Here is a 25,971-nt window from a genome sequence, read left to right on the forward strand (position 1 = left end):
GGGCGTGGCGAATGCCTGGCCGAAGGTCTCGCCCGTCCGCGCTTCCGCACGGACCCGGCCACCGGGAACCCGAGGGTTCCAGTGTGTCGACGACCGGTTCGCGGGGCTACTCCCCTTCGCTTCCGGAGAGTCTACCGGAGCCCTCCACCGCCGTGCGGCGCCGCTGACCCCGGCCAGGGCCCGACCCGGCCAGGGCCCGACCCGGCCCGGGCGGACACGCCAGGGTCGCGGCACCGTGGGGCCGGTGCCCCCTCTGCGTACGATCACGGAATGCCCTCTGGTGGTCACCGTCAGCCTCCCCTGTCCCGGACGCGCACACAGATCACCGTCGGCCGCGCACTGCCGTTCCTGGTCATCGTCCTGACGGTCGCCGCCGATCTGCTCACCCCCGACCGGGAGCGCTTCGACCGTCTCCTGGTCGCCGCCCCCGCCCTCGCCGCCATCACCTGGAGCGTCCGCGGCACCGTCCTCATCGGTGGCGTCGCCATGGTGCTGCGGGCGTTGCTCGGCGCCTCCAGGGGCGAGCCGCTCGCCCCCGACCTCCTCGCCAACGAGGTGGTGCTCGCCGCCTTCACCGCGGCCGCCGCCTGGGTCAGCCGGGTCCGGGCGCGCTACGAACGGGACCTTCGCGAGCTCACCGCCGTCGCCGAGGTCGTCCAGCGGGTCGTGCTGCGGCCGCTCCCGCCGCGGCTCGGCCCCGTGGAACTGCATCTGCTGTACGTCGCCGCGGCGGCCAAGGCCAGGATCGGCGGCGACTTCTACGAGGCCGTCCGGGTGCCCGGAGCCGTACGCCTGATGCTCGGTGACGTCCAGGGCAAGGGGCTCGGGGCCGTCGAGACCGCGTCCGTGCTCCTCGGCTCCTTCCGCGCCGCCGTCAACGACGCAGCCGACCTGACCGAACTCGCCGACCGGCTCGAAGAGGGCCTCGGCCGGTACGGCGCCTGGGACCCGGACACCGACGCCGCCGAGCGGTTCGCCACCGTCGTCCTCGTGGAGATCCCGGACGGCGAGGACGTCGTACGGCTCCTCAGCTGCGGGCACCCCGCCCCGCTGCTGCAGCGGGGCGCACGCGTGCGGCCGGTGGACTTCGCCGACCCCTCCCTGCCGGTCAACCTGGCGGGCCTCGTCGACGCGCGGCACCGCGTCGAGGTGGTGCCCTTCAAACCGGGGGACCGGCTGCTGCTCTTCACCGACGGCGTGAGCGAGAACCGCGACCGCGCCGGCGTCTTCTATCCACTGGAGGAGCGGATGCGCCGCTGGGCGGCCGAGCCGGCGGACCGGCTCCCCGCCCTGCTCCACTCCGACCTCGTCGCCTACGGGGCCGACGGCCTCGACGACGACGTGGCCGCGCTCCTCGTCGTACGCCTTCCGGAACCGGCCCCCGAGCCGCCCGGGCCGCCTGCCGGAACCCTGACCGGCGGCTGACGCCGGGCAGCAGGCCGTCCGGCTCGGACGGCGCGCCCGCCCGCTCAGCCGGACGCCGGAACCGACTCGTAGAGGACCGTGTGGAAGCGGCCTTCCGTCTCCCGGCCGGTGGGTTCCGCCCCCAGCGCTCGGACCGTCTCGATCGCGAACCGCTGCTCCCGCTCGTCGGTGAACAGCCGCTGCGGATAGGTCACCGACGGGTCCACGACGGTCCGCAGCCCGTACTCCGCCAGACACGCGGCGATCGGCGCGTAGTCCACCGTACGCAGCACGAACGCGCTCACCCGCAGCGGTCGCCGCGACCAGGGGAGCAGCGCGGCGAAAGTGCGCCGGGTGAGGTAGCTGCCGCCGCCGGTGAGGGTGATCAGACCGACCTCGGCCATGGCCGCGCGCAGCCGGGGGCTCGGAGGCTCGTCCCCTTCGAGGTTCTCCGCGAAGGCGTCGTCCAGGAGGCCGACCTCGCGTGCGTACCGCACGGCGTGGGCGGCGACGTCGAGCCCGAGGACCGGGGCGGCGTCCGGGCGGCGCCGGGCGGCGTAGAACGCCTTGTCCCGCTCGGCGAGCTCGGCGCCGGTCAGGTCCGCCACCTCCGGACCGGTGTAGCGCGCGTACAGCTCGGCCAGGGTGAGGTCGTGATTGAGGAGGGCGGCGTTGATCCCGTACGAACAGCACAGATCGAGCACCGTACCGCCGTCCCGCTCGGCCGCCGCGCGGCGGAAGGCGGCCTGGGCCCGCTGCGGGATCTCGTACTCCAGCGGCGCGAGACGCCGGAAGTACGCACGCGGATCGGGCTGGTCGTAGACGTCGTCGAACCGGGCCTTGCCACCGTTCGCGTCGCCGGAACCGGACACCTGCACGTGTCTCGCCTCCTGCCCTTGGCCGGGCCCCTCCCTCCCCTCCAGGATGGTCTCGTCCCACGCGCGCTTCAACGGCACACGGTGCTCCGACGGCGCACGGTGCTCCGACGGCGCACGGCGCTTCAACGGCACACGGCCGGCACGGCTAGCCGCCGAGGGCGTGCCCCGTCGTCGCGTCCACATGGTCCGGGATGTCGTCGTGGCGGTCGCCGACCGAGAGGGTGCCGGTCGGCTCGAAGAGCAGGATGGACGCGCCGGCCGGTGCGTACGGGCGGTGCTCCACGCCCTTCGGCACGGTGAAGACCGAACCCCGGGGGAGCGAGACCGTGCGCTCCGCCCCGTCCTCGCGCAGCGCGATGCGCAGTTCCCCGTCGAGGACGAGGAAGAACTCGTCGGTGTCGTCGTGGGCGTGCCAGACGTGCTCGCCCGCCACCTTGGCGACGCGTACGTCGTAGTCGTTCACGTGCGTGACGATCCGGGGGCTCCACAGCTCCTCGAAGGAGGACAGGGCCCGGTCGAGGGCGATGGGGACGTTCTTCGACTCACTGTTCAGCTCGCTCATGGGCACATCCTGGGCCGTGACCCCGAGCCGCCGCGAGTGCTAGAAAGAGCATATGCCGCAAGGATCCTCGCACGAGACGCACGAGACGCACGAGACGCACGAGACGCACGAGACACAGGGGACGAACGAGACGCAGGAGGATGGGGAGCGCCTCCACCGGGTCGTCGTCATCGTCGACGCGAACTCCAACCCCTTCGAACTCGGCTGTGCGACGGAGATCTTCGGTCTGCGCCGGCCCGAGATCGGCCGCGAGCTGTACGGGTTCCGGCTCTGCTCGCCCGAGCCGCGGACCCTCATGCGGGACGGGTTCTTCACCCTCACGGGCGTCGCGGGACTCGAAGCGGCCGACGAGGCGGACACCTTGATCGTCCCCAACCGCCCCGACGTCGAGGTCCCGCGCCGCCCCGCCGTGCTCGACGCCATCCGCCGCGCCCACGCCCGCGGCGCGCGCCTGGTCGGCTTCTGCAGCGGTGCCTTCACGCTGGCCGAGGCGGGGGTGCTCGACGGCCGCAGGGCGACCGCCCACTGGCAGTGGGCGGACTCCTTCCGCGCCCGCTTCCCGGCCGTACGGCTCGAACCCGACGTCCTCTTCGTCGACGACGGCGACATCCTCACCGCTGCGGGCAGCGCCGCCGCCCTCGATCTCGGCCTGCACGTCGTGCGCCGCGACCACGGCGCCGAGGTGGCCAACGCGGTGAGCCGACGGCTGGTGTTCGCGGCCCACCGGGACGGCGGACAGCGCCAGTTCGTCGAGCGCCCCGTTCCCGACCCGCCGGACGAGTCCCTCGCTCCGCTGCTGGCCTGGGCGCAGGAACGCCTCGGCTCTCCGCTCTCGGTGGCCGACCTCGCCGCCCGCGCCTCCGTCAGCCCGGCGACGCTCCACCGCCGCTTCCGGGCCCAGCTCGGCACCACGCCGCTGGCCTGGCTCACCGGCGAGCGAGTGGCTTTGGCCTGCCGTCTGATCGAACGAGGCGAGGCGCGCCTGGACGTCGTCGCCCGCACCAGCGGCCTCGGTACGGCGGCCAACCTCCGCGCCCTGATGCACCGGGAGACCGGACTCAGCCCGTCCGCCTACCGCCGCCGCTTCGGGCCCGCCACCGGCTGATCCGGAGCGTGGCCCAAGAGTTGACGACGGCTCAGGCCCGGTGACGACGGCTCAGGCCCGGTGAGGACGGCTCAAGAGCGGTACGCAAGCACGTTCACCGCGGCCCAGTCGGCGAGGGAACGGGCGCACCCGGCGACCGTCTCGCGCCAGGTCCGGCCCGCTCCCTCGCCCGCGTCGTCGCTGACGTGCTTGACGATGCGCAGCGGCACCCCGGCGACGGCCGCGGCCGACGCCAGGGCGTACCCCTCCATGTCGACAAGCGGCGCGCGGACCGCGAGCCGGGCCCGGGTGGCCTCGTCCGCGATGAACGCGTCACCGGTGGCCAGGACGACGTCCCCGCCGTCGGGCAGGGTCAGCGGCGCGCCGCAGGTCTCACCGGCCAGCTTGGCCAGCAGCTCGCCGTCGAGGTCGTGCTGCAGCACCGTGCCGACGATATGGGTGCCGGTCCAGCCGGGACGCAGCGCGCCGGCCGTGCCCAGGTTGACGACACCGGAGGGCCGAGGACCCCGGGCGAGCGCCGTGGCGAGCGCGGTCGCCGCGTTCACCTTGCCCATGCCGGTCAGCAGGATCGGCAGATCCGTGTCGAGGAACTGCGCCTCCTCCTTGACGGCCAGGACGAGCAGCGGTCGGTCGGCCGTGATCTCTCCGATGAGTTCCATGGGGGCAACGCTAGTTCAACGTCGCCCCCGCCCCTGCACCCGGGACCGCCCCGCCGCCCCTCCGGGCGCCTGACCGGTCAGTGGCCGACAGGACGCTGCCGGCACGTCGGGAAAGTGCCGCCCATGGATTCACGGAGTGTGACACCCTGCTGGCCCCGGTCGGGCGACGCGCGGGCGGGACGGTCCGCTGGTGCAAGGGAAGTGGACGCCGTTCGGAGCCGTCACGGCGGTGGAGGTGTCTTGTCGGAGGCAGCGGGGGCGCGGGCCCCCTGGTCGAGGAGCACGCTGCGGTGCTGGCCCGGCTGCGCACCCTGGAGGACGCGGCCGGACGGATCGGCACTGTCCTCGACGAGCGGGCCGTCTGCGAGGACCTCGCCGCCCTGCTCTGCCGGCACGGGTGCGAGGCCGTGGCCGTGGACGTCCGCCCGGAGGAGGGCGCGGCGCCGCGCCGTGCGGCCCTCGCCGGAACGGCCGAGCTGCTGGACGGCGCGGAGCCCGCGCTGCCGCTCCCCGGCGAGGACCATCGGCGCGCCGTCGCCTGGGAGAGCCGCGCGGGGGCCACGCCCGTGCACGGACTGTCCGTACCCCTGGTCTGGGAGGGGCTGGTCCACGGCGCGGTGATCGCCGTGCGCGCCGTGGGCGGTCCCTTCACCGCGCACGAGACGGACGCCGTCGCCCGCGCCGTGCGGCTCGCCGCCCTGCATCTCGGCCACGCCCGCCGCCTGGCCGCCACCGAGCAGACCGCCCTCCACCTGCAACAGGCCCTCGTGGCGGAGCCCGGCCGACCGCACCCCAACCTGCAGATCGCCGGACGCTATCTGCCGGTCGGACCCAGGACGCTGGTGGGCGGCGACTGGTTCGAGACGGTACGCCTCCACTTCGGCCGCAGCCTCCTGGTCGTCGGAGACGTGATGGGGCACGGTCTGGACGCCGCCGTGGACATGAACGCCTACCGTTCGGCGCTGCGGGAGGTGGCCTCGACCGACCTTCCGCCGCATCGCGTACTGCGCCGGCTCGACGCGTTCGCTGAGGAGGGCGAGCGCCGGCCCGCCACCTGCCTGCTCATCCAGGTCGACCCGGCGCGCGGCGCGGCGACCTTCGCGAGCGCCGGGCACCTCCCGCCCGTGGTCTTCGCCGCCGACGGCTCCGCCGAGCCGGTCGAACTCCATGTCGGCCCGCCCCTGGGCACCGGATTCGGCGGGTACGAGTCGGTGACCCGCACGGTCACCCCCACCGACACGCTCCTGCTCTTCACCGACGGCCTGGTCGAGCGGCGCGGCGAGGACATCGATGTCTCCCTGGCCCGGCTCGCCGCACTCCGCCTCCCGGCGGGGTCGGGCCCCGACGAGGTCGTGGAGGAGGTGCTGCGCCGCCTCGACGCCCGTAACGCGGAGGACGACGTCGCCGTCCTCGCCGCCCGGATCCGCGAACGACCCGCCCAGCCCCCGGCCTCCTGAGTCCCGTCCGTCGGCCCCGCCATGCCGTCAGCGTGACCGCAGCCGCACCGCAGGTCACACTCGCCCTCGCTCCCACCGCATGTTTCGAGCCTCGGCGGGATTCTTTCGGCAGGACGCTTGTGCGCGGCAGCCCGCCCCGGCACGCTCCTCGGTATGAACACAGCCAGGCACGCCAGTGAACGCCTGATGAGCTGGCCCTCGCTGATCGCCGACCCCGCCCTCTGCGGAGCCGAGACTGGTCTGCGGACCGCGACGCGCGAGATCGTCCACTTCCACGGGGAGAACGAGGCGGACGTCCACCTCAGCCGGGCGATGATCGCCAAGCTGAGGCCCGCCCTCCTCGGATCCAGCGCCGTACGGCTGCGCGCGGGATCCGGCTGGGTGACCGTCCGGCTGGAGATGGGATCGGACATCGACCTGCTGTCGACGCTGGTGAGCGCCGCCCTCCAGGCCTCCACCCGAGGCCCCGACCCCGTGGACACCGTGCCCGACGGCTGCACCCGCACCCGCCTCGCGTCCGGCCACCGTTGACGCCACCCTCCGCGTACCCCCGTTCGGCGGCATGCCGGAGGGGTCCCGCCCCTCGGCGGGTACTCCCCGTGGCATGCCCCCCACCTCCGGTGCGCCGCACGACGGTGCCCCCGCCGAACACGGTCACTGGTTCCACCGCCTTCACCAGCGGGTCCTGACCTCGGCCGTCGGACTCGCCTGGAGCCGGGGGCGGGAGATGGAGCTGATGCACCGCGCCATGGGCTTCGCGGCCCTCAGCCTCCTCACCCTCGTACCGCTGCTCATCGTCGTCGCCTCGGCCGACCTCGCCAGCGGCCAGGGCTTCGCCCGCTGGCTGATCCAGGGCCTCGGCGTCTCCGAGGTCTCCCAGGAAGAGGTCGAACGGATCTTCGGCAAGCCGGGGCAGGCGCTGCAACGGACCACCGCCTTCGGTCTCGCCGCCCTCGCCGCGTTCGGCGTGACCTTCGGCTCCGCCGTACAGACGGGATACGAACGCGTGTGGGACCTGCCCACCGCCCGCTGGCACACCATGTGGCGCCATGTGGTCTGGCTCGCCGTCCTGGTCGCCTCGCTCCTCCTCTTCGTCGGCACCTCGACACCGGCGCACACCTCCACCGCCGGGACCGTCCTGCTCGCCGCGGCCGACGTCACCGGAGCCTTCCTCTTCTTCTGGTGGTCACAGCGCTTCCTGCTCTGCGGCCGCATCCGCTGGCGCGCCCTGGCACCCGGGGCCGCCTGCACGGCCCTGGGGCTGCTCGGGCTGCGCGTCTTCTCCCAGTTCGTCTTCTCCCCCCTGATCGCCTCCAACGCGGTGACCTACGGAGAGTTCGGCACGGTCCTCGTGCTGCAGTCCTGGCTCGTCGGCGTCGGCTTCGTCGTCTACGGAGCCGCGCTGGTCGGCCGGATGATTCACGAGCACCAGGTCGTCCGCCGGCTCGACCGCGAGCCGTTCGACCTTCCCTGACACCGGCGACGGCGGCCGCTCACTGGTCCCGCCGGTGCACGGCCGTCACCGTCACCACCGCGGCCGCCACCGCCCACGAGCCGTACACCAGCCACGCTCCGGAGAGCGACCACGGGTACGCCACCTCGTACGGCCCGGCCGGCACGAGCCGCTGCCACGCGTGGTACGGCAGGCTGTGCGCGAGGACGGCCGACCAGCGCCGCTCGTCGCCGAGCACCGTCGGCAGCAGGAGCAGCACCACCACGTTCGCGACCATCGTCGCCGCGCTGTGCCGCAGGAGCGTACCGATCGCCATGCCGACCAGCCCCGCCACCGGGGCCAGCAGCGCCGACGCGGCCACCAGGCGCACGGCGCCCGGCTCACCGATCGACACCCCCGCGCCCCGCCCCGCCAGGACGGCCTGGGTCAGCCAGAACGAGGTGCCCGCCACGACCGCGCCGAAGAGTGCCAGGACCGCCGCGACGACGAGCACCTTCGCCGCCATCACCGAACGGCGGGCGGGAACCGCCGCGAACGTCGTACGGATCATGCCGGAGCTGTACTCCCCGACGACCGCCACGGCGCCCATCGCGCCCGCGCACAGCATCAGGACCATGGCCCCGTTGCCCGTGAACGCGTCCCACAGGCCCATCTTCGACCGGACGAAGTCGGCCTGGTGCACCGCGTCGAACTCCTGCCAGTAGCGGTAGTGGTCATAGGCCGTTCCGGCGTTGAACGCGACGACGGCCAGGGCGGAGAGCAGCAGGGACCAGCCGGTCGAGCGCAGCGACCGGAGCTTCAGCCACTCGGCCGCCACCAGATCACCGAAGCGGGCCCGCGGCTCGGGCGGCTGCGGTGCGCGCCGCGACGCCCCGGTCGGTGCGCGGTGCGGTGCGGGGGCGGTCATCGGGCCCCTCCTGCCGGGTACTCGACGCCGGCGGCGGTCAGTTCCATGAAGGCCTCCTCCAGAGACGCCGTCCGGGGGGTCAGCTGGTGCAGCGGGATACCGTGCCGCAGGGCGAGTTCGGCGATCAGCGGCGCGTCGAGCCCCGTCACCGTCAGCAGACCGCCCGCCTCCTCCCGCACCGCCGCGCCCTCGGCGAGAAGCACGGGAGCCAGCGCCGCCGCGTCGGCGGCGGCCACCGTCACGCTCGGCCGACTGCCCCGGGCCGAGAACTCCGCCAGGCTCTCCGCCGCGATCAGCCGGCCCCGGCCGACCACGACGAGCTCGTCGGCGGTGTGCTCCATCTCGGACATCAGATGGCTGGAGACGAAGACCGTACGGCCCTCGCCCGCAAGCCGCCGGAACAGACCCCGCACCCACTTCACGCCCTCCGGGTCGAGCCCGTTGAGCGGCTCGTCGAAGAGCAGCACCGGCGGATCGCCCAGCAGCGCGGCGGCGATCCCGAGACGTTGCCGCATCCCGAGCGAGAAGCCGCCGATCCTGCGCCGGGCCGCGCCCGCGAGACCGACCTCGTCGAGGACCTCGTCCACGCGGCTCCGCGGGACGCGGTTGCCGCGGGCGAGCACCGACAGGTGCGCGGCCGCCGTACGCCCGCCGTGCGCGTCGCCCGCGTCGAGCAGCGCCCCGACGTGCCGCAGTCCGCGGGGGCGCTCCCGGAACGGGCGCCCGCCGACGGTGACACCGCCGCCGGTCGGAGCGTGCAGGCCGAGGATCAGGCGGAGGGTGGTGCTCTTGCCGGCGCCGTTCGGTCCGAGGAACCCGGTGACCCGCCCGGGGCGCACGGTGAAGGTCAGCGCGTCGACCGCGGTGGTCCCGCCGTACCGCTTGGTGAGTTCATTGACTTCGATCATGCGGTCCACGGTGCCGTGGCAGCCCCCGGGTCGTCGTCGGTCCGGGGACGGCACTCGGCGGGGCTCGTTGTCGACCGGGGCTGTACAACCCTGGTCCGATGACCGGGCCGCCGCCCGGCCCTACGATCTGATCATGCATGCCGCCGCCTCCCTCCCCTGGCTCAAGCGCGTACCGTTCGGTGTCTGGCCGGTCGTCGCCTGGTGCGCCGGCACGGCGTTCACCTTCCTCACCCGGATGGAACTGCCCGGCCAGGACGGGCCCGCCGTACGGGCGGGGGTGTTCCTCCTCCGATGGGACGGCCTTGTCCTGCTGGCGCTCGCCACCGCCCTGGTGGTGGGCGGCAGCCTGCGACTGCGCGAACGGCCCCTGGCTGCCCTGGGGTTGCTTCTCTCCGCCGCCGCCCTGGGCACGCTCCCGCTCGGCGTCGGCGAGATCCCGCTGCCCCAGTTCCTGATGGTCGACGTGGCGTTGTACGTCATCGCCGCCACCCGGCCGCGCCGGACCGGCGTCATCGCCCTCGTCCTGGCCCTCGCCGTGCTCGCCGGCTATCTGACGACCCGTCTGGCCTTCGGCTGGAGCGTCGGTACGTCGGAGGAGCTGGCCGTGGCGCTGACGGCGGTCATCGCCTGGCTCATCGGCAACTCCGCGCACCAGGCGCGGGTGTACGCGGAGCGGACGCACGCGGAGGCCGCGGCGCGCGCGGTGAGCGACGAACGGCTGCGTATCGCCCGCGAGACGCACGACATGGTCGCCCACACCATCGGGGTCGTCGCCCTCCAGGCCGGCGCCGCCGTCCGGGTCATCGACACCAGGCCGGACGCGGCGCGGGAGGCCATGGCGGCGGTCGAGACCGCCGCCCGGGAGACGCTGTCGGGGCTGCGGCGGATGCTCGGCGCCCTGCGGCGGGACGGGGACGGAGCCGGGCAGGGGGGCGGCGGTGGTTCGCTGCACCCCGCGGCCGGGCTCGCGGACGTCGAGGCACTGGCCGCCGCCACGACGGCCGCCGGGGTCCGCGTCGACGTCGAATGGCACGGCGAGCGACGGCCGTTGCCCCCGGACATCGACCTCTCGGCCTTCCGGATCATCCAGGAGTCGGTCACCAACGTCGTCCGCCACTCGGGCGCCGGGTCCTGCCGGGTGACGGTCGACCAGCGGCAGGACGAACTGACCATCGAGGTCGTCGACGACGGGCGGAGCGGCACCCGGACGGGCAGCGGCGCCCCGGCCCCTTCCACGACCCTCCCCGCCACCGCTTCCGCTGCCGGCGGCGGTGCGCGTGCCGGTGCCCGTACCGATGGCGGACACGGCATCGTGGGCATGCGCGAGCGGGTCACCCTGCTGCGGGGCGAGTTCTCCGCGGCACCACGAGCCGAAGGCGGTTTCCGTGTCACCGCCCGCCTTCCCCTGCCGACAGGAGTCCGATGACCGACCACGCCGTACGCGTCGTCCTCACCGACGACCAGCCCCTGGTCCGCGCCGCCCTGCGGATGGTCATCGCCGAGGCACCCGGCCTCGACGTCGTCGGGGAGGCCGGGAACGGCGCCGAAGCGGTCGCGCTCGCCCGGAGCCTGAGCCCCGAGGTGATGGTGATGGACCTCCGCATGCCCGGCATGGACGGCATCGAGGCCACCCGGAGGATCATGGCGGACCCCGGCCCCACCCGGGTGCTCGTCCTGACCACCTTCGACGACGACGAGTACGTCTACGGCGCGCTGCGGGCCGGGGCCTCCGGCTTCCTCGTCAAGGACATGGGCCTGGACGACATCCTCGCCGCGATCCGCGTCGTCGCCGCCGGGGACGCCCTGATCGCGCCGAGCGTCACCCGCCGCCTGATCAAGGACTTCGCCGACCTCCCCGCGCCGGGTGCCCCGCGCGGGGACGGCCTCACCGCCATCACCGGACGCGAACGCGAGGTGCTCACCCTCATCGGCAGTGGTCTGTCCAACACCGAGATCGCCGAGCGCCTGGTCATCAGTGTCGCCACCGCCAAGACCTACGTCACCCGGCTGCTCTCCAAACTGGACGCCCGCGACCGGGTGCAGCTGGTGATCATCGCGTACGAGACGGGGCTGGTGGCCGTGGGCTCACCTCGCTGATCACACGATCCGGTGACGCGGTCGCGGGTCGGCCGAAGCCGCCGCGCGGACCGCTTGTATGGGAGTGATCCACCTGGTCCGTCCGTCGAGAGAGAGCCCCCCATGGCGAACCCTGCGAACCCCTGGCTGCCGCCCGCCGAGTACATCGCGACGCTGCCGAGAGCGACGGCGTACGCCTGCCTGTACTTCACCGACACCGAAGGCCGGCCCTTCCAGCTGCGCGCCACGTACCGGACCGAGTCGTGGCAGTGGCCCGGCGGGAACATGGACCCGGGGGAGACGCCGTGGGAGACGGCGGTGCGCGAATGCCACGAGGAGACCGGCATCGTCTTCCGGGGGGAACCGAAGCTGCTCGGCACCCACTTCGTCTCCGACCGGGGCGAGGAGTGGCCGGCCAACCACATCGGTTTCATCTTCGACGGCGGGGTCCTGACGCCCGCACAGATCGACGCGGTCGTTCTCGACCCCGACGAGCACAGCGAGTTCGCCGTCCGCACACTCGCCGAGTGGGAGCGGGAGATGACCCCCCGGAACTTCGCCCGCCTCGCCGAGATCGACCGGGCCCGCCGCCTGGGCACGACCGTGTACGTGGAGACCGGCGCCGACGTCTGAACCGCGCGGACGTCTGTACGTGCGGGGCCGGCCCGGGCCGGCCCCGTCGCGGGTGTCGCCGTTCAGGACGGGCAGCCGGCCGGACGGCTGACGTCGAGCACGAAGCGCTCGGGCGAGTGGAGCGTGAACGTCTTGTAGGCGGGCTTGGTGTCGAAGGCCGCTCCGATGGTCACCACACCCTCGAAGTCGCCGGTGAGGGCGACACCCTTGAGCGTGGGCAGATAGATCTTCACGAGCCGGGGTCCCTTGTACACGGACTGGCCGGACTCGTTGTGGGCGGCGGCGGGGGAGAGTTTGATCTCCAGGAAGTACTTCCCCGCGAGCGGGACCTTCGCGCCCGAGCCGTCGTACCGCAGTTCCTCGACCGGCTTCACGCTCACCGGGGGCATCGCGCCCCGGACGTCGATGACGAGCCGGTCGAAGGTGTCGTGTCCGCCCCAGCGGGCGTTGACCACCAGGGCGGTCGCGGCCCGGGACTGTTCGGTGGAGGCGCCGGCCGGGATAGTCGCGCCGATCCCGGCGGCCAGAAGGATGCCGGCGGCAGCGGCCGCCAGGCTGTGACGGTGAAGCATGACGTCCCCCATTTCTCCAGATACGGGGACATGGATGTCACTAGAGAAGACATCCGGCTAAATCATATGGTTCCGATGGAAATGAGATCGAATAAGACAGAATGGGGAGATTGCGTCTGATATGACTTCTGGGTGTGCTGGAGCGCGACGGCCGATCTCGTGGCGGGCACCGCCATCGCCGCCGTCGGCGTGGCCTGCCTGGCCGGTGTCCGACGCCCCGGCGACGTTCCCCTGGCCGCCCTGCCCCTGCTGCTCGGCGCACACCAGATCGTCGAGTCCGTCGTGTGGCGCGCGGGCGGCGGTAGCGGCCCGGCCACCCTCGCCTGGGCGGTGATCGCCCTGCCCCTGCTGGCGCTCTGGGTGCCGCTCGGGGTCCTGACCGCCGCCGCGCCCGCCCACCGCGGGCGTCTGGTGGTGCCGCTCGCCGCCGGAGCGCTCACCGCAGCCGTCCTCGCCCACCGCCTGGCCGGCGGCCGGCCCGTCACGGCCGAGGTCCGCGGCCGCACCCTCGGATACGTTCTCGACCTGCCGTACGCGTCTCCGTTGATCGCGGGCTATCTCGTGGCCACCGTCGGGGCGTTGCTGCTCGCCCGCGACCGATTGCTGCGGCTGCTCGGCGTCCTGACCGGGGCCGGAGCGGTCGTCTGCGTCCTGCTGTGGCGGACGGAGTTCGTCTCCACGTGGTGCGCGTTCGCCGCCGTGGCCTCGCTCCTTCTGTTCGCCTGGGTGCGAGGCCGTAACCCCAGGGCGCCTCGGCAGTTGACCAGGGCATGAAGAAGCGCAGCATGCTCGCCATCGCCTCCCTCGCCGCGGGCGTCGTCACGGCCCTCGTCAGCCCGCCGCCCCACGCGACCGCCGCGGACACCGGCGCGACCGGGCCCACCGGACTCCTCCAGAACGACACCGGCCTCGACACCCTGCTTGAGGAGACGGCCCCCGTCACGTCCGACGGCACCCTGGAGGCCCCCGGCGGCCTGCAGGCTCCCGGCATCCCGCAGGCCCCCGGCGGTCCGCAGGCCCCGAGCGTGCCCCAGGCCCCCGGCGCCGGCCCGCTGGCGTAGCGACGACCCCGGATCCCCGGATCCCCGGATCCCCGTACCCACGGCGGGGTACGGGGATCCGTCATGTGGCGGCAGCCCGTGCGCGCGCGGTCCCGGGAGAATGACAGGATGTCCCCATGAGCAACAACGTTTACTTCGACATCACCATCAACGACGAGCCGGCCGGCCGGATCGTCTTCAAGCTCTTCGACGACGTCGTCCCGAAGACGGCGCGGAACTTCCGTGAGCTCGCCACCGGCGAGCACGGCTTCGGCTACGCCGGCTCTCCGTTCCACCGCGTCATCCCGCAGTTCATGCTCCAGGGCGGCGACTTCACCAACGGCAACGGCACCGGCGGCAAGAGCATCTACGGCGAGAAGTTCGAGGACGAGAACTTCCAGCTCAAGCACGACCGTCCGTACCTGCTCTCGATGGCGAACGCCGGCCGCAACACCAACGGCTCCCAGTTCTTCATCACCACCATCGTGACCGACTGGCTCGACGGCAAGCACGTCGTCTTCGGCGAGGTCGTCGAGGGCCAGGACCTGGTCAAGAAGATCGAGTCCCTCGGCTCCCGCTCCGGTGCGACCAGCGCGAAGATCGCCGTGGCCGCCTCCGGCGTCGTCGAGGCCTGAGCGCCTTCCCTCGTACGCACACCGGCGCACCCCCGATGAGGGGGCCGCGCACGACCGCCCCTGCCGAGCACCGGCAGGGGCGGTCCTCGTTCACCGCGGCACGGGCGGTCCGCCGCCGTGGTGAGGATGCGCGCGACGCGGTGCCGCGTGTACGGTCACAGGACACGCCGAACCCGGGAGGTGAGCCCCACATGTACGACGACGACCAGCACCCTGTACGGGCCCTCCTCGGTACCGCGGCGGTCTGAGCCGCGCACAGGAGCGCCCGACGCCCGAGTACTCCTGAGCGAAGGAACCATGACTGTCACGCCTTTCCGGATCTCCGTGTCCGACGACGTCCTGCACGACCTGCGGCACCGGCTCACCCGCACGCTCTACACCGAACCGTCCGATCCCACCCCGTGGGCGGCAGGCACCGACCCCGGCCAACTGCGGGAGCTCGTCTCCTACTGGGCGGACGGCTTCGACTGGGCCAAGGCCGAGACGCGCCTCAACACCTATCCCCAGTACCTCGCCGACGTCGACGGGCGCCCCGTGCACTTCGTCCGTCTCCGCGGCCGGGCCGCCGAGGGCGCCCCGGCGCCGCTCCCGCTGATCCTGACCCACGGCTGGCCCAGCAGCTTCGTCGAGATGCTGCCCGTCGCCGAACTGCTCGCCGACCCGGCCGCGCACGGCGGTGACCCGGCCGACGCCTTCGACGTGATCGTCCCTTCGCTGCCCGGCTTCCTGTACTCGGCGCCGCCGGCCCGGCCCTTCACCCGCCGCGGGGTCGCCGAGACCTGGCACACGCTGATGACCGAGACCCTCGGCCACGACCGGTTCGGCGCCTTCGGCGGTGACATCGGCGGCGGGGTGACACAGTGGCTCGGCGCCCTCCACCCCCGTGACGTCGTCGGCGTGCACATCACGTCCGCCGTCGTCACCGGCGACTTCGAGGCGCAGCCGCCCACCCCCGAGGAGCGCGTCTACCTCGACGCGCTCGCCGCCTACGACGCCGGCGACCAGGGCTACAGCGAGATCATGTGCACCCGGCCGGACACCCTCGCCGCCGCCCTGCGGGACTCACCGGCCGGCCTACTCGCCTGGATCGTCGACAAGTACCGGGACTGGAGCGACTGCGGCGGGGACGTGGAGTCCCGCTGGGACAAGGACACGCTGCTGACCGTCGCCACCCTGTACTGGGCGACAGGCTGCATCGGCTCGTCGTTCCGGCAGTACTACCACTACGCCCTCAACCAGCCCGTCCCGCCGGTCGAGGTCCCGGCCGCCGTCACCCTGAGCCATGAGCCGGCGTACGCGGACTTCCCCCGCAGCCTCGCGGAGCGCACGTTCCGCGATCTGCGCCACTGGAGCACCCCGGGCCGCGGCGGCCACTTCATGGCCCACGAGGAACCCGAGCAGGTCGCCGCCGAACTGCGCGACTTCTTCCGCCCGTTGAGGTGAGCACGGGGCGCCGGGGTAGAGGTCCCGGACCGGTCCGGGACCTCTACCCCAGCTGGAACACGCTTCAGGAGGACTCCTCGCCGTAGCGGCGTTCGAACTTCGCGATCCGTCCCTCGGAATCCACGGTGCGGGCCTTGCCCGTGTAGAACGGGTGGCTCTCCGAGGAGATCTCGACGTCGACGACGGGGTACGTGTTGCCGTCGTCCCACTCGATCGTCTGCTCGCTCGTGGCCGTGGACCGGGTCAGGAACGCGAACCCGGCGGAGCGGTCGCGGAAGACCACGGGGCCGTACTCCGGCTGCTTGTCCTGCTGCACATGTCCTCCTCGGGGCGCCTGCTGCTCGCCCCAGCCTCGCCGGGTGCCGGCCCGCCGACCAGTGCCCGGGGCCGACCGGGTGACGCGCGGGGAGGGCCGTTCAGGGGTGCTCCGCCCAGCGGGCCGCGAGGAGCAGGGCGATGTCGTCCGGCCGGTCGGTGGCCCGTCGGGCGTCGCGGATCAGCCGGTCCGCGGTCTCCGCCAGCGGGATCGAGCCCGTGGCCGAGAACGCGCGACGCAGCTGCTCGATGCCCTCGTCGATGTCGCGGCCGGCCCGCTCCACGAGCCCGTCGGTGAACAGGGCGAGCGCCGCGCCGGGCTCCAGCCGGGCTTCGGTGACGGGGTACGACGCGTCGTCGTCGATGCCCAGGACAAGCCCGCCCGCGAGATCCAGCACCTCCGTCGTACCGTCCGGGCGGCGCAGCAACGGCTGCGGATGCCCGGCCCGTACGGCCTGGACGGCGCCGGTCTCCGGATCGAGCACGATGTAGCAGCAGCTGGCGAACTGCCCCGGGTCGAGGGCGATCAGCAGCCGGTTGGTGCCCCGCAGGACCTCCTGCGGAGGATGGCCGCCGATGGCGAACGCCCGCACCGCGCTGCGCAGTTGCCCCATCGTGGCGGCGGCGGCGACCCCATGGCCCTGCACGTCGCCGACCACCAGCGCCAGCAGCCCGTCCGGCGACTCGATCACGTCGTACCAGTCACCGCCCACGTCCATGCCCTGAGTACCGGGGAGATACCGCGCCACCGTGTCCACCCGGTCGAGCACCGGCAGCCGGTGGGGGAGGAGGGCGTCCTGCAGCCCGCGGGCCAGCGCCGACTCGGAGTCGTACCGGCGGGCCCGCTCCAGCGCTTGCGCGATCAGCCCGGCCAGGGCCGTCAGCACGGTGCGCTCCTCCGGGCTGAAGCCCCGCGGCCGGTCGAAGCCGAGGATGCACGAGCCGACGGGCCGGCCCGAGGCGATCAGCGGCAGAAAGGCCCGCGCTCCCGTGTGCGAGTCCAGCGGAATCCCCGGGTAGGCCGCGCCGAGCTGCTCCATCGACTCGTAGAACAGGGGCCGTCCGGTCGTGAGCGTCTCGACACCCGGCAGGCGGGCGTCGAGACCGATCCCGTCGAACGGCTCCAGGAACCCGGGCGGGAACCCGGTCTCCCAGGCCAGATAGAGATGGCGCTCGCTCAGCAGGTAGATCGCCAACTGGCGGCCGCCGAACGCCGGGAGCAGCTCGTCGGTGACCACCGCCGACACCTGGCGGGCCGTCACGGCCTCGGTGAGCGCGATGGCCAGCGCCACCGGCCGGTACAGCGCGGACGCCCGGTCCGCCGGTGAGCCGAATCCCATGTCCGGCTTGCTCATGGAGGCGGGCCGGTAGGCGGGGTCCTCCTCGGGCAGCAGCAGCAGCGTCACCCCGTCGTGGCCGGGGTAGAGCGAGACCGAGAGCCACTCCCGTTCCGCGGGGTGGGCCAGGAAGTGGACCGGTTCCTCCGCGAGCAGCGCCGCCCGGAGCTGTTCCTCGTGGGCGGGCCTGCCGAACCACGGGAAGACCTCCACCAGCGGCCGCCCGGCGAGCGCGGCGCGGGGCCGCCCCACGAGGTCCTCGGTGCGGTGGTTGACGTAGGTGATCCGCCCGAGACGGTCGATCGCGAGGACGGCCCGGGGGAGGCGGTCGGTGGGGTCGGAGCCGACGAGGCCGGTGCCGAGGTCGACGAGCGAGCCGGTCAGCCGCCCGCCGCGGCGCCCGCCGTCCGGTCCGCCGTCCGGTCCGTCGTCCGGATCGCGGTTCGGACCCTCGTCCGGTCCGTCGCGGGGGCGGACGCGGGGGGCGGCGCGGGCGGAGACCTCCAGCAGATGCAGTCCGCCGTCGGGGCCTCTGAGCCGGATCCTGCGGGCCACCGGCGCCCCCGACTCGGCCGCCCGGCGGGCTATCGTCCACAGCGCGTAGGTGTCCTCCGGCGCGAGGCGGGCCGTGAGAGCCTCGATGGTCCCGGGGAACGGCGCGTCGCCGCCGAGGATCGCCCGCAGGCCGTCGTCGGCGGTCACCCTTCCGGATTCGAGGTCCCAGTCGAAGTAGCCGATCCTTATCGGCGGCGTACCGGCCGACGGCAGCTGCACGCACACCGGCTCCCCGGGCCACTCGACCGTCGTGCCCTCCGCCGCCAGTTCCCCGAGCGCCTCCCCGAGCTGCCGAGCCTCCTGGAGCATCCGCCGGCGGTCCCGCGCGTCGACGGGGACCCCCGGGGCCCGCAGGACCACCAGTACGCCGAACCGTTCACGACCGCTGATCACCGGCGCGTAGTGGGAGGCGAAAGGGAACGGGAGACTCGCCACGAGCTGCGGGAACAGCCGCATCGCCTCGTCGACGTCGGACAGGTGCACCGGCTGGGACGAGCGGTACGCCTCGGCCACGGGGAAGGGGCGGTTCACATGCATCCGCCACCAGGGCCGGAACAGGGAGCCGGGCAGTCCGGCGAGGAGCGCGAGCCGCAGCAGACCGGGTGTCCCGGAGCGCAGATAGACGCCGCCCGCGTACCCGCCGAGCGCCTCGATCGTCCGCAGGGCGGCCTCGGCCAGCGTCAGCGGCAGCACGCCCAGAGGCTGCCCGCCGGCGTCCGCTCTCCGGGCCGAGTCCCCGGTGTCGGCCGACACCCCGGGGCGGGCCGCGCCGTGCGACGTCACACTGTCAGGATGCTCCCCGGCGCGGGGGCGCCGCATCTCGGGAATCTCGGGGTCTCCGGGACTCGGGCACCGGCGGCGAACGTGCCGTGAGGGAACATGGAGGGCGACAGCACGGAAGGCGGGGCCATGGACGTGAGCGTCATGACAGCGCTGGTCGCCGCGGCGGCGCTCGTGTGCCGGGCGGCCCTCCTGGAGTGGCGCGAACCGGGCGCCGGCAGGCGGATGGGCGCCTTCCTCACGGACCGGCGGGCCCTCGCGGCGGGGCTGGTCACGGCCGTCCTCCTCGGCGCCGCCGGGTGGTCCCGCGCCGGGATCGCCGCCGTGGCCTGGGCCGCTCTCGCCGGGGTCCTGGTGGCATCCCTGACGGCAGCCGGGAGGCGCGGGCCTGAGAACCGCGGCTTAAGGGGGCGCGGGCCCGAGAACGGCTGCTGACGGCGAGGGCTCGCGTGGGCTCAGGCGCCCGTGGCCTTGAGCTCGATCTCCACGAAGCTGAGGCTCGCCTCGCCGACGTTGACGACATCGTGTTCCGCGCCGGCCGGACGCGCGTAGGACTCACCCGCCACCAGCTGCGAGCGGGTCACCGAGCCGTCGGGGGCGTACGCGCCGATGGTGCCGTCGGTGACCGGGACGACGACGTAGTCGTACGCGTGCACATGGCGGCCCGTACGGGTCCCCGGCTCGAAGTCCCAGCGCGTGACCCTGACTCGCTCGTCGTCCCGCTGCACGGTCGCTCGGGCGGTGGGCGCCTGCGGCCCCTGAGTACCTTCTGGTCCTGAGATCGACATGGACGAGGAGTATCACGCATGAGCACCGACCACCGGATCGACCCTCCCCACTTCGGCGGCGAGCGGGAGACCCTGCGGGCCTTTCTCGACTACCACCGCGCCACGCTCGCCATGAAGTGCCGGGGGCTCACCGACGAGCAGCTGCGAGAGCGGTCGATGCCTCCCTCGACCCTCACGCTGCTCGGCCTCGTACGTCACATGGCGGAGGTGGAACGCGCCTGGTTCCGGCGGGTGTTCCAGGACGACAAGGCCCCGATGGTCTGGTCGGACGAGATCGACTTCCAGGCGGCCTACGAGGTCGGCTCCTCCACCAGGGCCGAGGCCTTCGCGGTCTGGGAGGCGGAGGTCGAGAACTCCCGGCGGGTCGAACAGGAGGCCGCGAGCCTGGACCTCGCCGGATACCAGCCCCGGTGGGGCACCGAGGTGTCGCTGCGGATGGTGATGGTGCACGTCCTGCTCGAGTACGGCCGCCACAACGGGCACGCCGACTTCCTGAGGGAGGGGGTCGACGGAACGGTCGGCGCCTGAACCCACCCGTGGTCACCGGCGGACGGCCACCCGGAGCGCGAGCGCCCGGCCGATGCACGACAGTGGTGGCGTGGACGTCGACGTGGACGCGGTCGCCTCGGAGCTGTACGGGCTGGTGCCGGCGGAATTCACCGCCGCCCGGAACAGCCACGTCGCCCGGGCCCGCGAGGCCGGTGACGGGGAGGCGGCCCGGCGGATCGCCGGGCTGCGGAAACCGACGCTCGGCGCCTGGGCCTCGACCCTTCTGGTACGGCACCGGCCCGAGGAGACCGAGCGGCTGCTCCACCTAGGGCACGCCCTGCGCGAGGCCCACCGCACCCTCGACGGAGCCCGGCTGAGGGAGCTCGGCCACCGGCAGCACGCCGTCCTGGCGGCGCTGGCCCGCCAGGCGAGCGACCTCGCCGCCGAGGCCGGACAGCCGGTGGGCGACGGCGTCGTGCGGGAGATCGAGGAGATCCTGCGCACGGTGCTCACCGACGAGCAGGTGGCCGGGCAGTGGGCCACCGGAGTCCTGGAAAGGGCGCCGGCGGCGAGCGTCGGCTTCATCGGACTCGAGCCGGAGCCGACCGCCGTACCCACCCCTCCGAAGCCCGGCGGCACCACCGCCCGGAAGGACCGACCCCAGGCGCTGGAGCAGGAGGAAGGGGAGAAGGAGGAGCAGGAGAGGAAGGAGCGGGAGAAGGAGGAGCGGGAGAAGCAGCGGAAGGAGGCGGTCGCGGCGGCTCGGCGCCGGGCGGAGCGTGCCGCCAGGGAGCTCCGGAAGGCGGAGGAGGCCCGGGACGGAGCCGGCCGGCGCCTGGCGCAGGCGGAGGACCGCCTCGCCGATCTGGAGCGCCGGCGCCGAGAGGCGGAGCGGTCACGGGACCAGGCACGCGAGGACGCCGAAGCGGCCGCACGACGCGCGGGCGAGGCCGAACGGGCGGCCACGGCCGCACGGGAGGCGCTGGAGCGCCTGGCGGGCTCCGGCTGACTGCGGTGGCCGGTCGGTGGCCGGTCGGTTGCCGGTCGGCGGCCGGGCGAGTGTCAGTGGTGGATGCGATGCTGCCGGGTATGGACGAGCTGATGAGAGGCCGCGTGTACGGCGCCGACCACGACGACCCCGACCCGGGGCCCAGGCCGGGGCACGACTACCGCGAGCTGGTGGCCGGTCCGTTGGACGGACTCCTCCTCGACGTCACCGGCTGGACGCCGGAGCAGCTCCGGGAGGGAGCCGCCCTGGCCACCGAGATAGGCACGTACGGGCCCGGCGGCCGCGCCCAGTACGGTCCGCGCGACGGCGACCCGCTGCGCTGGGACTGGGAAGGCGACATCCGCTGAACGCGGGGGCGGTCGGGTGGTCGGCGGTCGCCCCGGCGGGAACACCTCGTCCGTCCGTCTGGGGTGAATCGTTTTAGGCGCCCCGTTGATACGATCCAGTCCGCATTCGGGCGGCGGCGGTGGCAGGCGAAGGGGACGGGACGCTCCAGGTGAGGCGTACGGCAGGCGGCGGCGCGCAGGGTGCCGGGATCAAGGACGTGGCCCGGGAGGCGGGGGTCTCGGTCGGCACGGTCTCCAATGTGATCAACCGGCCCGACCGCGTCTCGGAGCGCACACGCCGCCATGTGCAGGACGTGATCGCGCGTCTCGGCTATGTGCGCAGTGAGTCGGCACGCCAGCTGAGGGCCGGGCGCAGCCGCATCCTCGCCCTCCTCGTGCTCGACATGGGCAACCCCTTCTTCGTCGACCTGGCCCGTGGTGCCGAGCGTTCGGCCCGCGCGGCCGGGCTCAGCGTCATGGTCTGCAACAGCGACCAGAGCCCGGAGGCCGAGGCCGAGTACCTCTCCCTCTTCGCCGAACAGCGCGTACACGGCGTCCTGGTCACGCCGGCCGACCCCAGCGGAGACAACCTCCGCGAGTTCCGGCGGCACGGCATTCCCTTCGTCCTGGTGGACCGGGTGGCCGGCGGCCCCTCCGAGTGCTCCGTCTCGGTGGACGACGTGGCGGGCGGCGCGCTGGCCGTCCGTCATCTGGTCACCCTCGGCCACTCCTCGATCGCCTACGTCAGCGGGCCGCCGCATCTCCTCCAGGTCCGGGACCGGCGAACCGGAGCGCTGAACGCCCTCGCGGAGGCCGGGCTGCCGCCGCACGCCCTGCACGAGATCGTCGCCGACCGGCTCGACGTGAACGCCGGCCGCGACGCGGGAGCGCGGCTCCTGGGGATGGCGGAGCGGCCCACCGCCGTCTTCTGCGCCAACGACCTGCTCGCGCTCGGCGTGCTGCAGTCGATGTACGCGGCCGGGGTCAGGGTCCCCGAGGACATCGCCCTCGTGGGCTACGACGACATCGAGTTCGCCGCAGCGGCGGCCGTTCCGCTGACCTCGGTCCGGCAGCCCGCCACGACCCTCGGCACCCTGGCCACCGAACTGCTCCTGGAGGAGGCCGGGGACACCGATGCCGTGCACCGGCACCGGCAAGTCGTGCTCCAGCCCGAGCTGGTGGTCCGCCGATCCACCCTCCACCCCCGCTGACCGTGGCCGGGGACCGGCCGGAACCGAAGTTCCGGCCGGCCCCCGGGGCTCGTCACGGATGAGGGTCCGTCACAGCGCGGCGCCTCACGGGCAGAGGTCCGTCACAGCGCGGGGTGGGCGTTCTTCATCAGCTCCTGGAACTGGGCCGAGAACCAGTGGCCCGAGACGGGAGCGTCCGGCAGTGCGCCCGACATGCTGTTGCCGTTCCGCGGGTTGCCCGTGTACGTCGGGTCGCACATCCGGTCGAAGCCCTTGCCCTCGTTGTTCGGGATCTCCTTGCTGGAACCGTCCGACTCGCCCGGAGGCTTCATCCAGACGTACGCGTCGATGCCCGCCGCCGGAGCCGCCTGGGGCCGTTCGCCGAGCCCCGCGCCCGCCTGGTTGCACCAGTTGCCGAGGTGGATGCGCCGGTCGTAACGGCCGCCGTTGACGTACGTGTCGACCGACGTCCGCGCGCCGGGCGCGCTGGGCCGGGCGGTGCCGCCCCAGCCGTTGCGGGAGGTGTCGATCAGCATGCCGAGACCGGAGTCGAAGCCGAGAGACACCAGCTTGGCGCGCATCGCCTGGGCGTACGACAGTTCGTCGACGTACCGGTTCCAGTCGACCCACTTCGACTGGCGCACGGAGACGCCGTTCACGCTGTCGTCGATGGTGAAGTGGTCCTCCTTCAGCGCGCTGTAGTTGGCGGTGTTGACGATGAAGCCGTGCACCTTGGAGACCGTGGAGCCCTCGGCGGTCGCGGCCTGCTTGAACAGCTCGGCGGAGGCGCCGAAGTTGTCGTCCCAGCCCAGCCAGCCGTGGTGGCCCGCGTCCACGTAGTTGTAGACGTTGGCGATCGAGCCCAGCTTGTTCAGCGCGTAACCGACGCCCTTGACGTAGTTGCCGTTGGCCTTCATGACATCGCAGTTGGCGGTGGCCGTGGGCCGTCCCGAGACGTTGGTGACCAGGTTCGGCAGCGAGTCGATCTCGACCGTGGTGACGATCCGCAGGCCCGCGTACTTCGGGTCGGCGAGAATCGCCGCGATCGGATCGATGTACTGGGTCTTGTACCGGCCGATCTCGGTCGGACCGAGCTCGCCGTTGGAGGCGAGGGCGGCGCAGTCGCGTCCCGGCAGGTTGTAGATCACCAGCTGGACGACGAGCTCGCCGGAGCCCTTCTGCGTCAGGGCCTCGTCGAGGTGGTCGCGCAGCCCCATGCCGCCGTTCACACCCCCGATGGCGGCGATGCGGTCGAGCCAGACGCCGGTGGGCTGGTTCGAGATCCTGGTGCCGCCGGGCTCGGCGGCGGCCTTCGCGGACCACTCCGGGTTCACGTACACCTTGGCGCCGGCGTACGGGTTGTCGGCCTTGCCGCCGGCCGGCGGCGGGGTGGTCGGAGGCGTCGTGGGCGGGGTGGTCGGCGGTGTCGTCGGCGGCTGGGTCGCGCCGTTGCAGGTCACGCCGTTGAGCGTGAAGGACGCGGGGAGGGCGTTCGTCCCGCTGTAGGAGCCGTTGAACCCGAAGGAGGTGGAACCGCCCGTCGTCAGGCTTCCGTTGTAGGAGAGGTTCCTGGCGGTCACGGCGGCGCCGGACTGGGTGATCGTGGCGTTCCAGCCCTGGGTGACCTTCTGGTCGCCGGCGTAGGTCCACTCCAGCGTCCAGGCGCTGAGCGGGTCACCGGTGTTGGTGACCACGACATTGGCTCCGAAGCCGGTGTTCCACTGGTTGGTGATCTGGTACTCCACCTTGCAGCCGGCGGCGGCGGCCCCGGCGGTGGACGTCATGACGGTGGCCGTCGCGCCCGTGGCGGTGATCAGGCCGAGGGCCGCCAGCAGGGCGGTGCGGCTCGTGGTGCGGCTCGTTGTGCGGCTCATTTGGGGGATGCCTTTCAGTTCAGGGCGCGCAGATGGTCGCGCAGCCCGATGCCGAATGCGGTGGGTGTGCCGTCGTACGAGGTGATCAGGGCCGGACCCGAGGAGCAGTTCCAGGTGTTCCACGTCCAGCCGAGATACGACAGTGAGCGGTCGTCGAACCACTTCATGACGCGGTCGATGAAGGCGTGACCGCAGGTGTTCTCGCCGATCTCGCCCGCGACCAGGGGGACCCTGGCGGCGACGGGAGCGAGGGTGCTGTCCCAACAGGCCTCGTTGGAGCAGGTGTTGAAGTTGTAGACGTGCCAGGCCGCGGCGAGATTGCCGGTGGGATCGGTGGGTGCGTGGGCGAGCCACTGGCTGAGATCGTTGGAGTACGCGATGCCGGGGACGAGGACCAGATTGCGGGCCCCGGTCGCGCGGACGGCGTCCAGCAGGTCCTGCATGCCGGCGACCTCGTAGCCGATGCCCGGGCAGGTGCCGCCGTCGCGCCAGCACGTCCATGCCTGCGCCGCGGTGGAGGTCGCCCGGTCCGGATAGGGCTCGTTGAAGAGGTCGAACACCACCCGGCGGTCGCTCTTGAAGGTGTCGGCGACCGACGTCCAGAAGGCCGGCGTGTACCGCGCGTTGGGCATCGGCTTCTGGCAGGAGGCGTGGATGTCCGAGCAGCCCGCCGAGTTGCCGGTGTACTGGCCGTGCGTCCAGTGGAGTTCGACGATCGGCGTCATACCGTGCGCGAGGACGCGGCCGACCAGGTCCTTGACGGCGTTGACGTAGTTCGCGCCCCGGTACTCGGGCTTGATGTTGGACAGGCCCAGCCAGCACTCCTCGTTGAGCGGGATACGGACGGTGTTGGCGTTCCAGTCCGCGATGGCACGTACCGAGGCGTCGTCGACCGGGCCGTCGAAGATGCCGTGGCCCTGTACACACATGAACTCGCCGCCGGAGCGGTTGACGCCGAGGAGCCGGCGGGTGGCGCCGTTCTGGTCGACGAGCCGGTTTCCGGCCACGCTCAGCTCGGGCGCGCCGCCGACCGGGTCCGGTGGATCGGTCGGATCGGTGGGCGTCGGCGTCGGTGTCGGTGTGGTCGGAGTCGGGGTCGGGGTGGGTGTCGGGGTCGGGCCGGGGCCCGGGGCGACGTCGCACGCGGCGCCGTTGAGCGTGAAGGCCGTGGGCGCGGTGTTCGTGCCCGACCAGGACGCGATGAAGCCGGCCGTGACGCTCGCGCCCGTGGCGAGCGAACCGTTCCAGCCCTCGTTGACGGCCGTGACCTTCGCCCCGGCCTGGGACCACTTCCCGCCCCAGCCCTGGCTGACGCGCTGACCGGCCGGGAAGTCGAAGCCGAGACTCCAGCCGCTCAGCGCCGTGCTGTTGTTGGTGACGGTGACGGACCCCTGGAAGCCGCCGGACCACTGGCCGACGACCGAGTACGCCACCGTGCACACCGGTGCGGCCGCTGCTCCGGAGGCCGTACCGACCACGGCGAAAGCGGTACCCGCCATGGTGAGCGCCGCTCCGGCGAGCAGCGCGGACAGACGTGGGGGATGTCGCATGAGCGACTCCTTGCAGCGAGGGCGCG

28 protein-coding genes are annotated in these 25,971 nt (G+C 73.0%); 17 read left to right on the forward strand and 11 right to left on the reverse strand.

What is annotated here, in order from left to right; genetic code table 11:
• The first annotated feature begins 270 nt into the window (after window positions 1-270).
• A complete protein-coding gene (locus tag ACIRB4_RS12505; protein ID WP_403290322.1) occupies window positions 271-1,425 on the forward strand; it encodes a PP2C family protein-serine/threonine phosphatase in 1,155 nt (384 codons plus the stop codon).
• Window positions 1,426-1,469: 44 nt separating this feature from the next.
• Here the strand turns inward: ACIRB4_RS12505 and ACIRB4_RS12510 are convergent, their stop codons facing one another.
• Both ACIRB4_RS12510 and ACIRB4_RS12515 read right to left on the reverse strand, forming a co-directional pair.
• Window positions 1,470-2,282 carry a hypothetical protein gene (locus ACIRB4_RS12510; RefSeq protein ID WP_403290325.1) on the reverse strand — a complete coding sequence of 271 codons (813 nt, stop codon included), beginning with the start codon at window positions 2,280-2,282 and terminating at the stop codon, window positions 1,470-1,472.
• 145 nt (window positions 2,283-2,427) lie between these two features.
• Window positions 2,428-2,844 carry a cupin domain-containing protein gene (locus ACIRB4_RS12515; RefSeq protein WP_403290327.1) on the reverse strand — a complete coding sequence of 139 codons (417 nt, stop codon included), beginning with the start codon at window positions 2,842-2,844 and terminating at the stop codon, window positions 2,428-2,430.
• Between the two features lie 52 nt (window positions 2,845-2,896).
• Between ACIRB4_RS12515 and ACIRB4_RS12520 the strand changes: the two genes are divergently transcribed.
• On the forward strand, window positions 2,897-3,949 hold the full coding sequence (locus ACIRB4_RS12520; protein ID WP_403290330.1) for a GlxA family transcriptional regulator: 1,053 nt from the start codon (window positions 2,897-2,899) through the stop codon (window positions 3,947-3,949).
• A 71-nt stretch (window positions 3,950-4,020) separates the two neighbouring features.
• On the opposite strand, the gene ACIRB4_RS12525 is transcribed toward ACIRB4_RS12520, so the two are convergent.
• Window positions 4,021-4,608 carry a nucleosidase gene (locus ACIRB4_RS12525; protein WP_403290332.1) on the reverse strand — a complete coding sequence of 196 codons (588 nt, stop codon included), beginning with the start codon at window positions 4,606-4,608 and terminating at the stop codon, window positions 4,021-4,023.
• Window positions 4,609-4,898: 290 nt separating this feature from the next.
• Between ACIRB4_RS12525 and ACIRB4_RS12530 the strand changes: the two genes are divergently transcribed.
• The 3 genes from ACIRB4_RS12530 (at window position 4,899) to ACIRB4_RS12540 (ending at window position 7,539) form a co-directional block, all read left to right on the forward strand.
• Complete coding sequence (locus ACIRB4_RS12530; RefSeq protein WP_403290335.1) at window positions 4,899-6,065, forward strand: PP2C family protein-serine/threonine phosphatase; 1,167 nt, start codon at window positions 4,899-4,901, stop codon at window positions 6,063-6,065.
• Between the two features lie 153 nt (window positions 6,066-6,218).
• Window positions 6,219-6,596: a luciferase family protein gene (locus ACIRB4_RS12535; protein WP_403290338.1), complete on the forward strand. Its 378-nt coding sequence runs from the start codon at window positions 6,219-6,221 to the stop codon at window positions 6,594-6,596.
• Between the two features lie 73 nt (window positions 6,597-6,669).
• On the forward strand, window positions 6,670-7,539 hold the full coding sequence (locus ACIRB4_RS12540) for a YhjD/YihY/BrkB family envelope integrity protein (protein ID WP_403290341.1): 870 nt from the start codon (window positions 6,670-6,672) through the stop codon (window positions 7,537-7,539).
• A 19-nt stretch (window positions 7,540-7,558) separates the two neighbouring features.
• Here ACIRB4_RS12540 and ACIRB4_RS12545 read toward each other — a convergent pair whose 3' ends face one another.
• Together ACIRB4_RS12545 and ACIRB4_RS12550 are read right to left on the reverse strand one after the other, a co-directional pair.
• Window positions 7,559-8,425, reverse strand: a complete 867-nt coding sequence (locus tag ACIRB4_RS12545; RefSeq protein WP_403290343.1) for an ABC transporter permease — start codon at window positions 8,423-8,425, stop codon at window positions 7,559-7,561.
• Window positions 8,422-9,333, reverse strand: coding sequence for an ATP-binding cassette domain-containing protein (locus ACIRB4_RS12550; RefSeq protein ID WP_403290346.1), 912 nt, complete (start codon window positions 9,331-9,333; stop codon window positions 8,422-8,424). Before ACIRB4_RS12550 ends, ACIRB4_RS12545 begins: the two co-directional genes overlap by 4 nt.
• A 133-nt stretch (window positions 9,334-9,466) precedes the next feature.
• On the opposite strand from ACIRB4_RS12550, the gene ACIRB4_RS12555 reads away from it, so the two are divergent.
• The 3 genes from ACIRB4_RS12555 (at window position 9,467) to ACIRB4_RS12565 (ending at window position 12,042) form a co-directional block, all read left to right on the forward strand.
• Entirely contained in the window at window positions 9,467-10,759 is a 1,293-nt protein-coding gene (locus ACIRB4_RS12555) for a sensor histidine kinase (protein ID WP_403290348.1), read from the forward strand.
• The gene (locus ACIRB4_RS12560; protein ID WP_403290351.1) at window positions 10,756-11,430 is read left to right on the forward strand and encodes a response regulator; all 675 of its coding nucleotides are present in this window, start codon (window positions 10,756-10,758) and stop codon (window positions 11,428-11,430) included. The genes ACIRB4_RS12555 and ACIRB4_RS12560 overlap by 4 nt, the downstream gene beginning before the upstream one ends.
• A gap of 102 nt (window positions 11,431-11,532) precedes the next feature.
• Entirely contained in the window at window positions 11,533-12,042 is a 510-nt protein-coding gene (locus ACIRB4_RS12565) for an NUDIX domain-containing protein (RefSeq protein WP_403290353.1), read from the forward strand.
• 62 nt (window positions 12,043-12,104) lie between these two features.
• On the opposite strand, the gene ACIRB4_RS12570 is transcribed toward ACIRB4_RS12565, so the two are convergent.
• Window positions 12,105-12,614 (reverse strand): hypothetical protein, encoded by a 510-nt coding sequence (locus tag ACIRB4_RS12570; RefSeq protein WP_403290355.1) that lies wholly within the window; start codon window positions 12,612-12,614, stop codon window positions 12,105-12,107.
• Window positions 12,615-12,746: 132 nt separating this feature from the next.
• Here ACIRB4_RS12570 and ACIRB4_RS12575 point away from each other — a divergent pair, with 132 nt between their 5' ends.
• The 4 genes from ACIRB4_RS12575 (at window position 12,747) to ACIRB4_RS12590 (ending at window position 15,732) form a co-directional block, all read left to right on the forward strand.
• Complete coding sequence (locus ACIRB4_RS12575) at window positions 12,747-13,388, forward strand: DUF6629 family protein (protein ID WP_403290357.1); 642 nt, start codon at window positions 12,747-12,749, stop codon at window positions 13,386-13,388.
• Window positions 13,385-13,675 (forward strand): hypothetical protein, encoded by a 291-nt coding sequence (locus ACIRB4_RS12580; RefSeq protein WP_403290360.1) that lies wholly within the window; start codon window positions 13,385-13,387, stop codon window positions 13,673-13,675. The genes ACIRB4_RS12575 and ACIRB4_RS12580 overlap by 4 nt, the downstream gene beginning before the upstream one ends.
• Window positions 13,676-13,791: 116 nt before the next feature.
• Entirely contained in the window at window positions 13,792-14,289 is a 498-nt protein-coding gene (locus tag ACIRB4_RS12585; protein ID WP_403290363.1) for a peptidylprolyl isomerase, read from the forward strand.
• 297 nt (window positions 14,290-14,586) lie between these two features.
• Window positions 14,587-15,732 carry an epoxide hydrolase family protein gene (locus ACIRB4_RS12590; RefSeq protein WP_403290364.1) on the forward strand — a complete coding sequence of 382 codons (1,146 nt, stop codon included), beginning with the start codon at window positions 14,587-14,589 and terminating at the stop codon, window positions 15,730-15,732.
• A gap of 64 nt (window positions 15,733-15,796) precedes the next feature.
• On the opposite strand, the gene ACIRB4_RS12595 is transcribed toward ACIRB4_RS12590, so the two are convergent.
• The gene (locus ACIRB4_RS12595; protein ID WP_356896713.1) at window positions 15,797-16,048 is read right to left on the reverse strand and encodes a type B 50S ribosomal protein L31; all 252 of its coding nucleotides are present in this window, start codon (window positions 16,046-16,048) and stop codon (window positions 15,797-15,799) included.
• A gap of 100 nt (window positions 16,049-16,148) precedes the next feature.
• Window positions 16,149-18,722, reverse strand: coding sequence for a SpoIIE family protein phosphatase (locus ACIRB4_RS12600; protein WP_403290366.1), 2,574 nt, complete (start codon window positions 18,720-18,722; stop codon window positions 16,149-16,151).
• Between the two features lie 132 nt (window positions 18,723-18,854).
• Here ACIRB4_RS12600 and ACIRB4_RS12605 point away from each other — a divergent pair, with 132 nt between their 5' ends.
• A complete protein-coding gene (locus ACIRB4_RS12605; RefSeq protein ID WP_403290368.1) occupies window positions 18,855-19,154 on the forward strand; it encodes a hypothetical protein in 300 nt (99 codons plus the stop codon).
• A 20-nt stretch (window positions 19,155-19,174) separates the two neighbouring features.
• On the opposite strand, the gene ACIRB4_RS12610 is transcribed toward ACIRB4_RS12605, so the two are convergent.
• On the reverse strand, window positions 19,175-19,507 hold the full coding sequence (locus ACIRB4_RS12610; RefSeq protein WP_403290370.1) for a cupin domain-containing protein: 333 nt from the start codon (window positions 19,505-19,507) through the stop codon (window positions 19,175-19,177).
• A gap of 18 nt (window positions 19,508-19,525) precedes the next feature.
• On the opposite strand from ACIRB4_RS12610, the gene ACIRB4_RS12615 reads away from it, so the two are divergent.
• The 4 genes from ACIRB4_RS12615 to ACIRB4_RS12630 all read left to right on the forward strand — a co-directional run bounded on the left by ACIRB4_RS12615 (window position 19,526) and on the right by ACIRB4_RS12630 (window position 22,542).
• Complete coding sequence (locus ACIRB4_RS12615; RefSeq protein ID WP_403290372.1) at window positions 19,526-20,035, forward strand: DinB family protein; 510 nt, start codon at window positions 19,526-19,528, stop codon at window positions 20,033-20,035.
• A 70-nt stretch (window positions 20,036-20,105) separates the two neighbouring features.
• The gene (locus ACIRB4_RS12620) at window positions 20,106-21,005 is read left to right on the forward strand and encodes a hypothetical protein (RefSeq protein ID WP_403290374.1); all 900 of its coding nucleotides are present in this window, start codon (window positions 20,106-20,108) and stop codon (window positions 21,003-21,005) included.
• Window positions 21,006-21,085: 80 nt separating this feature from the next.
• On the forward strand, window positions 21,086-21,352 hold the full coding sequence (locus tag ACIRB4_RS12625; RefSeq protein ID WP_403290376.1) for a hypothetical protein: 267 nt from the start codon (window positions 21,086-21,088) through the stop codon (window positions 21,350-21,352).
• A gap of 149 nt (window positions 21,353-21,501) precedes the next feature.
• Window positions 21,502-22,542: a LacI family DNA-binding transcriptional regulator gene (locus tag ACIRB4_RS12630; RefSeq protein ID WP_403290377.1), complete on the forward strand. Its 1,041-nt coding sequence runs from the start codon at window positions 21,502-21,504 to the stop codon at window positions 22,540-22,542.
• A 101-nt stretch (window positions 22,543-22,643) separates the two neighbouring features.
• Here the strand turns inward: ACIRB4_RS12630 and ACIRB4_RS12635 are convergent, their stop codons facing one another.
• Window positions 22,644-24,395 carry a glycoside hydrolase family 6 protein gene (locus ACIRB4_RS12635; RefSeq protein WP_403290379.1) on the reverse strand — a complete coding sequence of 584 codons (1,752 nt, stop codon included), beginning with the start codon at window positions 24,393-24,395 and terminating at the stop codon, window positions 22,644-22,646.
• A 14-nt stretch (window positions 24,396-24,409) separates the two neighbouring features.
• Entirely contained in the window at window positions 24,410-25,945 is a 1,536-nt protein-coding gene (locus ACIRB4_RS12640; protein WP_403290381.1) for a cellulase family glycosylhydrolase, read from the reverse strand.
• Window positions 25,946-25,971: the final 26 nt, after the last annotated feature.

Source organism: Streptomyces sp. NPDC093600 (assembly GCF_044764755.1).
In the GTDB taxonomy this organism is placed as follows: domain Bacteria; phylum Actinomycetota; class Actinomycetes; order Streptomycetales; family Streptomycetaceae; genus Streptomyces.